The following is an 11,460-nucleotide window of genomic DNA, read 5'->3' on the forward strand; positions in this document are numbered from 1 at the left end:
GTGACTACTCGCGATCGCAACCACCCGAGGGGGCGTCATCCCGCGGCACATCCTCTCCAGGCACCAGCGCCGGTTGCTGCCCGCGCTGCTGGCGAGCGAGGTGCTGGTCGCCCTGGCGGACGCCGCGTACGCCACGGTCTCGCTGTCCGCGTTGCTGCTGGCGGGGCCGATGGTCGCGGCCCAGCTGCTGACCGTACGCAGCACCGTCGTGGCCGCCGCCACGGCGCTGGCGCTGGCCCTGGCGCTGCCCGCCCTCGACGAGGGCTCCGACCTGCCGCACCACCTGGTGCGCGCGTTGATCGTGGTCACCGGCGGCCTGTGGGCGTACGTGACGGCCCGCACCCACGCCCGGCACCGGGCCGAGCTGGCGCGCATGACCCGCATCGCGGAGTGGGCCATGATCCCGGCGCTCCCTCCCGAGCTGGGCGGGGTCAGCCTGGCGGCGCACACCCGTTCGTCGGCCGACGGCGGCCGCATCGGCGGCGACCTGCACGACGCCGTCGCCACGCCCACCGGCCTGCGCCTGATCATCGGCGACGTCAAGGGCCACGGCCTCGACGCCGCGCATCTCAGCGCCACCGTGCTGGCGGCCTTCCGGCGCACCGCGGCCACCGCGCCCGACCTGGCCGCCCTGGCGCTCGACCTCGACGCCCGCATCTCCCCCGGCCTCGGGCCGGAAGATTTCGTGACCGTGCTGCTGGCCGAGTTCGTGCCGGGCGGGGTGCTGCTGGTCAACTGCGGTCATCCCGCGCCCGTCCGCGTGGACAGCCGCCTGCGGGCGCTGCACCCGCCCCGCCCGTGCCGCCCGCTCGGCCTGTCCCCCGAGCCGTACGTGTGGCGCGTCCGGCTGCTGCACTCCGACCGCCTGCTCCTCTACACCGACGGCCTGACCGAGGCCCGCAACGGCGAGGGCGCAGGGCTGCCGTTCGACGCGCACCTGCACGAGGCGCTGACGCAGGCGACGCTGGAGGAGTCGCTGCGCGAGGTCCTCGGCCTGCTGCGCCGCCACACGGGCGACGCGGGCACGCCTCAAGGGGACGACCTGACGCTGATCCTGGCCCAGCCCGTCCTGGTGCGGGACGAGCCCACGCCCGCGCCGGTCTTGGAGGACCGGCGCAGCCTCGACTGACGCTCGGCCGCTTCCTCGAATGCCGGCGGCAACACCCTCTTAAACTGGGGAAATGCCCGAAGGAGACGCCGTTTACCGCACCGCCGCGCGGCTCAGGGGCGCGCTGGACGGTCACACCCTGACCAGGTCGGACTTCCGCGTGCCCAGGTACGCCACGTCCGACCTCACCGGCCGCCGCGTGCTGACCACGCTCTCCCGGGGCAAGCACCTGCTCACGCGGGTGGAGGGCGACCTCACGGTGCACACGCACCTGCGCATGGAGGGGCGCTGGCAGGTCTCGGCGGCGGGCAGCCGGATCCCGCCCGGCGACCAGGTGCGGCTGATCCTGGCCAACGAGCGGTGGCAGGCGGTCGGCATCAGGCTCGGGATGGTGGATCTCGTCCGGACGGGGGACGAGGCGCGCCTGGTGGGTCACCTGGGGCCGGATCTGCTCGGCGCGGACTGGGACCCGGATGAGGCCGCGCGAAGGCTACGAGGGGCGCCCGACAGGACCATCGGGGAGGCGCTGCTCGATCAGCGCAACCTGGCGGGGATCGGCACGATCTATCGCGCCGAGACCCTGTTCCTGCGCGGGATCTGGCCGTGGAAGAAGGTCGGGGAGATCGAGGATCTCGAGGGGCTCGTGTCGCTGGCCCAGCGGCTGCTGGACGCGAACAAGGGACATGCGGACACGGTGACGACAGGTGATCGCCGGCCAGGCAACCAGACCTGGGTCTACGGCAGGGCAGGCAGGCCCTGTCGCCGATGCGGCACCCGCATCAGCCGCGGGGAGATGGGGGCGCAGCCACAGGAACGGCTGATCCTGTGGTGTGCGGGCTGCCAGCCGCGTTAGGCAGCCACCATGTCCTTGACTTCGGGGAAGACGGAGTCGGAGATCGACCCGGGAACCGTCTCGCCGAGCGGCAGACGCTCGTGCTCGGGCACGTCGGCAAGCACAGGGGTGGCCTGGAGCTCCGCCAGCGCGAACTGGTCGGACACCTCACGCAACACCTGCGAAAGCGGCACACCGAGCGCGCCGCAGATCGACGCGAGCAGCTCGGACGAGGCCTCCTTCTGGCCGCGCTCCACCTCGGACAGGTAGCCGAGTGAGACACGGGCCAGCGTGGACACCTCGCGTAGCGTGCGCCCCTGCCGCACCCGCAGCCGCCTCAGCACGTCTCCGAGCAGCTGACGCAGCAAAATCATCTGTCGCTCCCTCCCCGGCGTGGATGTCTTCACCACGCCCCGCGCGATCGGATCGTGCCGCACTTTGGTCTTCTTAGCTTCGTACATACTCCTCGCCGTCATCATCGGGCGTCGCCGCCCCTGGCCCGCCGCTCGTGGCTCGTTGCGCGACTCATCAGGCCCGCCTGCCGGGCGCTCGGTGCTTGCAGTTGGCTCACGGACCTCACTCACAGCTCCACCGTACCCGTATCCACCGACACCGCGTCAGACCGCGCATCGCATGTTCGCTCGGGACGTAACACGGTAATCACCCGGAATGTTCCCCTATGTTCGCCTTCAGCACACCTGACAGGAGATCGACTGCCTCGTCCACCGTCTCTACCCTGATACGTTCGCGCGACCCTTCCAGTCTCAATTCCCGGGACCAAATCTGCCCGCCAGGCCCGGAAACAGCCACATGCACCGTGCCCACCGGCCTTCCGTCCTGTGGCTCCGGCCCCGCCACGCCCGTCACGGCCACCCCGTACGTCGCGCCACAGACCCGCGCGACCCCCGCGGCCATCGCGGCGGCCACATCGGCGTGCACGGCCCCCTCGCGCGCCAGCAGGTCCGCCGGCACCCCCAGCAACTCGTGCTTGAGCTCGGTCGCGTAGGAGATGACACCGCCCCGGAACGCCTGGGACGCCCCGGACACCGACGTGATCGTCGCCCCGATGAGCCCGCCCGTGAGCGACTCGGCCACCGCGACCGTCGCCCCCTGGGCCACCAGCATCCTCAACATCCCGGCCGTGTCCGGCATCGATCACTCCCCGCGCGCCTGCCTGGCCACCTGACGCAGCTTCACTGCCCTGACGATGTAGTCGGCCCCCGTGACCACGGTGACCACGACCGCCCCGCCCATCACCACCCACCGGACCGGCCCCGGCACGAAGGGCAGGAGGTAGAGGACGATGGCGGCGATCTGCAGCACGGTCTTGACCTTGCCGCCGTAGCTGGCCGGGATGACCGCGTGCCGCAGCAGCACGAGCCTGAGCACCGTGATGCCCAGCTCTCTGCCCAGGATCACCCCCGTGACCCACCAGGGCAGCTCGCCGAGGATCGACAGGCACACCAGCGCGGCCCCGGTGAGCGCCTTGTCGGCGATCGGGTCGGCGATCTTGCCGAAGTCGGTGATGAGGCCGTAGCGCCTGGCCAGCTCCCCGTCGAGGTGATCGGTGATCGAGGCCACGGCGAAGACCGCCAGCGCGGTCACCCGCCAGCCCGTGCCCGGCACGAAGAGGCAGACGACGAAGAAGGGGACGAGCGCCAACCGGAGGACCGTGAGGACGTTGGCGATGTTCCACGGGCTTACCACGCGGCGCTCGTCCCTTTTCATGGACCGCCGGCCTTGATGCGCGCGATCAGGTCGACCCCTTCGGCGTCGACCACGTGCGCGCGGACGATCTGCCCCTTGACCAGGCCGATGCCCTGCACCGTGACCGAGCCGTCGACCTCGGGCCCCTGGTGCGCCGCCCGGCCCTCGTAGCCGCCGTCGCCGAGGTCGTCGTCGATCAGCACGTCGACCTCGGTGCCGATGCGCTCCTCCGCCCGCTGGGCGGTCAGCTCCTCGGCCAGCTCGGTCAGCACGCGCACGCGCTCGTCGATGACCTCCTGGTCGAGCTTGCCGGGCAGCTTGGCCGCCTCGGTGCCGTCCTCGTCGGAGTAGCCGAACACGCCGATGACGTCGAGCCTGGCCTCCTCCAGGAACCCGACCAGCTCGCCGAACTCCTCCTCGGTCTCGCCGGGGAAGCCCACGATGAAGTTGGAGCGCACGCCCGCCTCGGGGGCGCGCTCGCGGATGGTCTCCAGCAGCCCCAGGAAGCGCTCGGGGTCGCCGAAGCGGCGCATCCGGCGCAGCACGGTGCCGCTGGCGTGCTGGAAGGACAGGTCGAAGTAGGGGGCGACGCCCTCGGTGGCGCAGATGACGTCGATCAGGCCCGGGCGCAGCTCGGCGGGCTGCAGGTAGCTGACCCGCACCCGCTCGATGCCCTCGACGGCGGCGAGCTGCGGCAGCAGCTTCTCCAGCGCCCGCAGGTCGCCCAGGTCCTTGCCGTAGGACGTGGAGTTCTCGCTGACCAGGACGAGCTCGCGCACGCCCCGGTGGGCCAGCCAGTCGGCCTCGGCGAGCAGCTCGTCGGGCCGGCGCGAGACGTAGGAGCCGCGGAAGGCCGGGATGGCGCAGAACGTGCAGCGCCGGTCGCAGCCGGAGGCCAGCTTGAGCGAGGCCACCGGGCTCTCGTCGAGCCGTTTGCGCAGCACGCGCGGCCCGCTGGCGGGCGCCAGGCCCTCCGGCAGGTCGCCGTGGCCGGGGATGCTGGCCTTGGGCGCGGCGGCCCGATCGACCGGCGAGATGGGCAGCAGGGTGCGGCGGTCGCGGGGCGTGTGCGGCTTCAGCGGCCGATCGGCGAGCACGTCGTCGAGGCGGTCACCGATCTCGGCGTAGTCGTCGAAGGAGATGACCGCGCTGGCCTCGGGCAGGGCCTCGGCGAGCTCGTTGCCATAGCGCTCGGCCATGCAGCCCGCCGCCACCACCTTCACGCCGGTGTCGGCGGCGGCCAGGAGCGTGTCGATGGAATCTTTCTTGGCCGAGTCAATGAAGCCACACGTGTTGACGACGACGACGTCGGGGTCGTCGTCGCCCAGCTGCCAGCCGGCAGCCTCGAGTCGCGCGGCCAGCTCCTCGGAGTCGACCTCGTTGCGTGCGCAGCCCAGAGTGATCAGCGATGCGGTTCGGCGGGATGACATGGTGAACACTACGGTATCGGGAGTTGGCCACCACCCGATGCACGGGCTCCCTCAGGTGACTACCGCGACTGCGGTTTGGGCGGCCCGAACGAGCGCCGCACCACGTCCCCCCGGCCGCCGAGACCCTTCACTTTCTTGCCGTTGACGTGCACCGTCACCGCCCCGGCGTCGCCCAGCAGCACGTTGAGCTTCTCGGGCGCGCGCCACGTGGAGGTCTTGCCCGCCTTGAGCGTGCCCGCGAACAGCTTGTGCCCCTCGGCGTCGTGCAGGCTCACGTACGACGACCGCTTCGCCTTGATACGCACCGTAACGGTGTTCTTGGCCGACGTCTTGGACGGCGTCGGCTTGGGCGTCTCGGTGATGGGCGTGTTCGGCGGGACGCTGGGCCGGGCCGAGGCGGCGCGCACGTCGCCCGTGCGCACCTGGTCGCTGGCGCCGCCCATCACCCGCATCATGCCGAAGACGACCACGATGGCCAGGGCCACGCCGAGCGCCATCGTCCAGTTGGGCCCGCGCCGCTCCGGCAGGTGGATCTTGCGATCGGCCTGGAAGACGGCCGAGGCCGGCATGGGCTGCGGAGGCCCGCCGTACTGCTGGTCGTAGAGATGGACCGTGGCCTCCGGATCGAGGCCCACAGCCCTCGACACGGCCCTGACGTGGCCCCTGGCATAGAAGGCGCCCCCGCACTGGCCGTAGTCGTCCTGCTCCATGCAATGGATCATGGCCTCGCGAATTCGGGTGGCCGCGCTCACCTGCGCGACCGTCAGCCCGGCCGTCTGCCTGGCCGCCCGCAGCATGGCCCCGATGCTCTGCTCCTGCACAGCGAACCGCCCCCCACCACACCGACTACTCTTCGTGGTGGTACCTATTCAAGCAGTTATCGCCGTGCAACTGTGCATTGGGGTCATTCGCCACGCAGATCGGCCAGCAAACCCGGCAGATCGTCGGGCTTGACGAGCACCTCCCGCGCCTTCGAGCCCTCGCTCGGGCCCACCACGTTCCGGCTCTCCAGCAGGTCCATCAGCCGCCCCGCCTTGGCGAAGCCGACCCGCAGCTTGCGCTGCAGCATCGAGGTCGAGCCGAACTGGGTGGTCACGATCAGCTCGGCCGCCTGGATCAGCAGGTCGAGGTCGTCGCCGATGTCCTCGTCGATCTCCTTCTTGACCGGCGCCGCCGCGACGTCCTCGCGGTACTCGACCTGCATCTGCTCCTTGCAGTGCGCGACGATCTCGGCGATCTCCTTCTCCGAGACGAACGCGTTCTGGATGCGGATCGGCTTGCTCGCCCCCATGGGCAGGAACAGCGCGTCACCCTGGCCGACCAGCTTGTCGGCGCCCGGCTGGTCGAGGATGACCCGCGAGTCGGTGAGGCTGGAGACGGCGAAGGCGAGCCTGGAGGGCACGTTCGCCTTGATCAGGCCGGTGACGACGTCCACCGAGGGCCGCTGCGTGGCGATCACCAGGTGGATGCCCGCCGCGCGGGCGAGCTGCGTGATGCGCACGATCGAGTCTTCGACGTCGCGCGGGGCCACCATCATGAGGTCGGCCAGCTCGTCCACGATCACCAGCAGGTACGGGTACGGCTGGTAGACCCGCTCGCTGCCCGGCGGCGGCTGCAGCTTGCCCGCCCGCACGGCCTTGTTGAACTCGTCCACGTGCCGGAACCCCGACGCCGCCAGGTCGTCGTAGCGCCGATCCATCTCGCCCACCACCCATTCGAGGGCCTCGGCGGCCTTCTTCGGGTTAGTGATGATGGGGGTGATGAGGTGGGGGATGCCCTCGTACACGCTGAGCTCGACCCGCTTGGGGTCGACCAGCACCATGCGCACCTCGTCGGGGGTGGCGCGCATCAGGATGCTGGTGATCAGGCCGTTGACGCACACCGACTTGCCGGCGCCGGTGGCGCCCGCGATGAGCAGGTGCGGCATCTTGGCGAGGTTCGCGACGATGGTGCGGCCCTCGACGTCCTTGCCCAGGCCGACGATCATCGGGTGGTGGTCGGCCTGCGCCACCTGGGAGCGCAGCACGTCGCCGAGCGCCACGAGGTCCTTGTCGGCGTTCGGGATCTCGACGCCGATCGCGGACTTGCCGGGGATCGGCGACAGGATGCGCACGTCGGCGGACTTGACCGCGTAGGCGATGTTCTTGGTCAGCGCGGTGACCTTCTCCACCTTCACGGCCGGCCCGAGCTCGATCTCGTAGCGGGTCACCGTCGGGCCGCGGGTGAAGCCGATGACCTGCGCGTCGATGCTGAACTGCTCCAGCACGCTGGTCAGCGCGTTCACCACGGTCGTGTTGGCCTTGGTCTGCGGCTTCGGCGCGGTGCCTGGCTTGAGGTAGTGCAGGTCGGGCAGGCTGTACGGGCCCGCCTGAGGCGACAGGACGAGCTGCTCCACCTTGCGCGGCGCGGGCGTCGGCTGCGGCGGCTCAGGACGCCTCTCAGCCTCGGGAGCGGGCGTCTCCTCCTCGTCGGTCAGCCCCGGCACGATCTCCGGCGAGTGGTCGGGCTTCTTGTCCTTCTCGGCGATGACCGGCGAGTCGTACGGCTTGACGACGTCCTCGCCCTCCACGGGCTTCTTGGCCCTGGCCCGCTTCCTGGCGGCCGGCTTGGGGGCGGCCTCGGTGTCGGCGTGCCGGACGAACAGCATGTGCCGCAGCTCCGCCAGCCGCTCGGGGATCCGGTGCACGGGCGTGGCGGTGATCACCAGCACCCCGAACCCGGACAGGAGCAGCAGCAGCGGGATCGTCACCCACGGCGGCAGGATGCTCATCGGCGGCGCCGACACGATGAACCCCACCATGCCGCCGGCCTGCGCCACCTTGTCCATGCCCTGGCCCTCACCGGCCGGGTACGGGGTGTCGTTGGCCACGTGGATCACGCCGAGCACGCCCACCATCAGCGCCGCCCACCCGATGACCATGCGCCCGGTGTCGGCGTTCTGGTCGGGGTGGCGCAGGTAGCGCCAGGCCAGCAGCCCGAGCAGCAGCGGCAGCGCCCAGGCCAGCGAGCCGAACACGCCCCGCACGGTCGCGTTGACCACGCCGGCCACCGCGCCCTCGGAGTTGCGCCACGTCATGGCCGCCAGCACGATCGCGCCCGCCAGCACCGTCAGGCCGACCCCGTCGCGCCGGTGCGCGGGGTCGAGCTCGCGGGCGTTCTTGCCCAGCGCTCGCGCCGCGCTGCCGATGCCGTTGGCGAACAACATCCACAGCCCGACGATCAGCCTGCCGACCATGGTGAAGACCCAGCTGATCGGGTCTGGGTGGGTCATCGAGGGCTTGCGGCCGGAGGCGGCGCTCTTCGCTCTGGGACGTCCCGCCGACGCGGCCCCGCGCTTGGCAGGGGTCGAACGGGACGAGGTCGACCGCTTCGCCGGCCCCTTCGATGCGCTTTTCGGCGTACGGGTGGCCATGATGCCAAAGGTACGACGGAGACACGGGGGTACGCGCGGAGGCTCGCCGATGTCCTGACCGACGGGAAGGTCATTCCCTGCCGCGCGCCGTCGAGACCGCCTCGAACGCCGTCTGCATGGCCCCCACCCGGTCGGCCAGGTCCTTGACCGCCTCCCGCACCCCCTCGTCGCCCGCCGCGTCGCCGGCCAGCCCTTCGAGGCGCGTCTCGACCGCCTCCAGCCGCCGCGCGAACCCGTCGAGCGCCTCGTTGTCCTGGACGAGCTGGGCGAGCAGCGCCGCCTGCTCCATCAGCACCGCGGTCTTCCTGAACAGCTCCATGAACACCGCCACCTTCGAGCGCAGCACCCACGGGTCGAACGGCTTGGTGAGGTAGTCGACCGCGCCCACCGCGTAGCCTCGGAAGGCCGAGCCGGAGTTCGGCTCGGTGCCGGTCAGGAAGATGATCGGCACGTCGCGGGTCTGGTCGAGCCGCTTGATGTGGGTGGCGGTTTCGAAGCCGTCCATGCCGGGCATGAGCACGTCGAGCAGGACGACCGCGAAGTCGTGGCGCAGCATCAGCTTCATCGCCTCGGGCCCCGACCTGGCCTTGAACAGCAGCTGTTGCAGCGGCCTGAGCACGGCCTCCAGCGCGACCAGGCTCTCCTCGTTGTCGTCGACCAGCAGGATCTTGACCTGTCGGTTCATCCGTCCCCCTCCCGTTCGCCCGCGAGCCACCCTCGCATCACCTCCAGGAGCTGGTCGAGGTCCACGGGTTTGGGCACGTAGTCGGAGGCGCCGCAGGAGATCGTCTTCTCCCGGTCGCCCGGCATCGCCTTGGCGGTGAGCGCGATGATCGGCAGGCCGGCGAACCGCGGCATCTGCCGCACGGCGGCGAGCGTCTCGTAGCCGTCCATCTCGGGCATCATCACGTCCATGAGGACCAGCGCGATGTTCTCCTCCCGTTCCAGCGCCTCGATGCCCTCCCTGCCGTTCTCGGCGTAGACGATCTCCATGCCGAGCCGGCCGAGCACGTGGGTCAGGGCGTAGACGTTGCGGATGTCGTCGTCCACGATGAGCACCCGCCGGCCGGCGAACGCGGCCCCGAGGGGGCCCTGCCTGAGCCGGCTCAGCCGGGAGGAGGACTGCCACGGGTCGTCGGCGTCGGTCTGCCAGCCGGGCGGCGGGGTGCGCGGCTCGGCGCTCTCGGGCGGCGGCTGCTCGGGGCCGCTGGCGGCGCAGCCGGCCGGGACGTACAGGGTGAACGTGCTGCCCTCGCCCGGGGTGCTGCTGGCGTGGATCTCGCCGCCGAGCAGGCGGGCGATCTCGCTGCTGATCGACAGGCCGAGGCCGGTGCCGCCGTACTTGCGGCTGGTGGTGCCGTCGGCCTGCTGGAAGGCGCCGAAGATGGCGGGGAGCTTGTCGGCGGCGATGCCGATGCCGGTGTCGCGCACCGCGAAGGCGAGCATCGGCAGGCCGTCGGGGTCGGGTTTGTCCTCGGCGACCGACACCGCCAGGCGCACCTCGCCCGAGGAGGTGAACTTGACCGCGTTCGACAGCAGGTTGCGCAGGATCTGCTGGAGCCGGCGCTCGTCGTTGTAGAGCTCGCGCGGCGTGCCGGGGGCGACCTCGATCTCGAACGTGAGCCCCCGGTCTACCGTGAGGGGGCGGAAGGTGGCGTCCACGTAGTCGAGCAGCTTGCTCAGCGGCAGCTTCTCCGGCCGCACGTCCATGCGCCCGGCCTCGATCTTGGACAGGTCGAGGATGTCGTTGATGAGCTGGAGCAGGTCGCTGCCGGCGTTGTGGATCGTGCCGGCGAACTCGACCTCCTGCTCCGACAGGTTCCCCTCCGGGTTGTCGGCCAGCAGGCGGGCCAGGATGAGCAGGCTGTTGAGCGGCGTGCGCAGCTCGTGCGACATGTTCGCCAGGAACTCCGACTTGTAGCGGGACGAGGTGGCCAGCAGGTGGGCCTTCTCCTCCAGCGCCGCGTTGGACCTGCGCAGCTCGGCCTGCTGGCGCTGCAGCTCGTCGGAGCGGCCCTGGAGCTGCTGGGCCAGCCGCTGCGACTCCGACAGCAGCGCCTCGGTGCGGGCGTTGGCGATGATGGTGTTGATGGCGACGCCGATCGTGACCACGAACTGGTCGAAGAAGGCCAGGTGCACATCACTGAACCGGCTGAACGAGGCCAGCTCGATCACGCCGAGCACGTTGTCCTCGAACACGATGGGCAGCACCACCACGCTGGCCGGCGCGGCCTCCCCCAGCCCCGAGTGCACGGTGATGTAGCCCGGCGGCACGTCCTCCAGCAGGATGCGCTTGCGCTCCAGCGCCGCCTGCCTGATCAGCCCCGGCCCGGGCGCGCCATGGCCGCGCAGCACGTCGTGGGCGGCGCCGTAGCCGGCGATGTAGGCCAGCGCGCCGTCCACGGACTCGGCGTCGGCCAGGAAGAAGGCGCCGTACTGGGCGCTGACCAGCGGCGTCAGCTCGCGCAGGATCAGGTCGGCGACCTCGACGAGGTTGCGGTGCCCCTGCATGAGGCCCGCGATGCGGGCCAGGTTGCTCTCCAGCCAGTCCTTCGCGCGGGTGGTCTCGCGCAGGTTGGCGACCATGAGGTTGACGTTGTTCTTCAGCTCGGCGACCTCGCCCTTGGCCTCCAGGCTGATCGAGCGGCTGAGGTCGCCCTGGGCGACCGCGCTGGCCACCTCCGCGATGGCGCGGACCTGGGTGGTGAGGTTGCCCGCGAGCTCGTTGACGTTCTTGGTCAGGCGCTCCCACGTGCCGTAGACGCCCTCGACCTCGGCCTGGCCGCCCAGCCTGCCCTCGGAGCCGACCTCGCGGGCCACGCGCGTGACCTCGGAGGAGAACGACGACAGCGTGTCGACCATGGTGTTGATCGTGGTCTTGAGCTCCAGGATCTCGCCGCGCGCGTCCACGTCGATCTTCTTGGACAGGTCGCCGTTGGCCACGGCGGTGGCGACCTGGGCGATGTTGCGT

At 70.9% G+C, this 11,460-nt stretch carries 10 protein-coding genes; 2 read left to right on the forward strand and 8 right to left on the reverse strand.

The genetic code is table 11. The annotated features are described in order from the left end of the window. Positions 1-73 precede the first annotated feature (73 nt). Positions 74-1,129, forward strand: a complete 1,056-nt coding sequence (locus tag HCN51_RS54475) for a PP2C family protein-serine/threonine phosphatase (protein ID WP_168021665.1) — start codon at positions 74-76, stop codon at positions 1,127-1,129. A gap of 52 nt (positions 1,130-1,181) precedes the next feature. After that, on the forward strand, positions 1,182-1,961 hold the full coding sequence (locus HCN51_RS54480; RefSeq protein WP_168021666.1) for an Fpg/Nei family DNA glycosylase: 780 nt from the start codon (positions 1,182-1,184) through the stop codon (positions 1,959-1,961). On the opposite strand, the gene HCN51_RS54485 is transcribed toward HCN51_RS54480, so the two are convergent. The 8 genes from HCN51_RS54485 to HCN51_RS54520 form a co-directional block, all read right to left on the reverse strand. Next, positions 1,958-2,314: a helix-turn-helix domain-containing protein gene (locus tag HCN51_RS54485; RefSeq protein ID WP_080047144.1), complete on the reverse strand. Its 357-nt coding sequence runs from the start codon at positions 2,312-2,314 to the stop codon at positions 1,958-1,960. The two genes, HCN51_RS54480 and HCN51_RS54485, sit on opposite strands and share 4 nt — an antisense overlap. A 286-nt stretch (positions 2,315-2,600) precedes the next feature. Continuing rightward, entirely contained in the window at positions 2,601-3,092 is a 492-nt protein-coding gene (locus HCN51_RS54490) for a CinA family protein (protein ID WP_168021667.1), read from the reverse strand. A 3-nt stretch (positions 3,093-3,095) separates the two neighbouring features. Further along, positions 3,096-3,668 (reverse strand): CDP-diacylglycerol--glycerol-3-phosphate 3-phosphatidyltransferase, encoded by a 573-nt coding sequence (gene pgsA, locus HCN51_RS54495; RefSeq protein ID WP_168021668.1) that lies wholly within the window; start codon positions 3,666-3,668, stop codon positions 3,096-3,098. Next, positions 3,665-5,077 (reverse strand): 30S ribosomal protein S12 methylthiotransferase RimO, encoded by a 1,413-nt coding sequence (gene rimO / locus HCN51_RS54500; RefSeq protein ID WP_080047145.1) that lies wholly within the window; start codon positions 5,075-5,077, stop codon positions 3,665-3,667. Before rimO ends, pgsA begins: the two co-directional genes overlap by 4 nt. Positions 5,078-5,136: 59 nt before the next feature. Then, a complete protein-coding gene (locus HCN51_RS54505; RefSeq protein ID WP_080042048.1) occupies positions 5,137-5,898 on the reverse strand; it encodes a helix-turn-helix domain-containing protein in 762 nt (253 codons plus the stop codon). 83 nt (positions 5,899-5,981) lie between these two features. Beyond that, entirely contained in the window at positions 5,982-8,489 is a 2,508-nt protein-coding gene (locus HCN51_RS54510) for a DNA translocase FtsK (RefSeq protein ID WP_168021669.1), read from the reverse strand. A 70-nt stretch (positions 8,490-8,559) separates the two neighbouring features. Beyond that, a complete protein-coding gene (locus tag HCN51_RS54515) occupies positions 8,560-9,174 on the reverse strand; it encodes a response regulator (protein ID WP_080042050.1) in 615 nt (204 codons plus the stop codon). Further along, positions 9,171-11,460, reverse strand: a 2,290-nt coding sequence (locus HCN51_RS54520; protein ID WP_168021670.1) for an ATP-binding protein, incomplete at its 5' end; no start/stop codon positions are given. The genes HCN51_RS54515 and HCN51_RS54520, both read right to left, overlap by 4 nt.

It is taken from the genome of Nonomuraea composti, from assembly GCF_012034275.1.
Classification (GTDB): Bacteria; Actinomycetota; Actinomycetes; order Streptosporangiales; family Streptosporangiaceae; genus Nonomuraea; species Nonomuraea composti.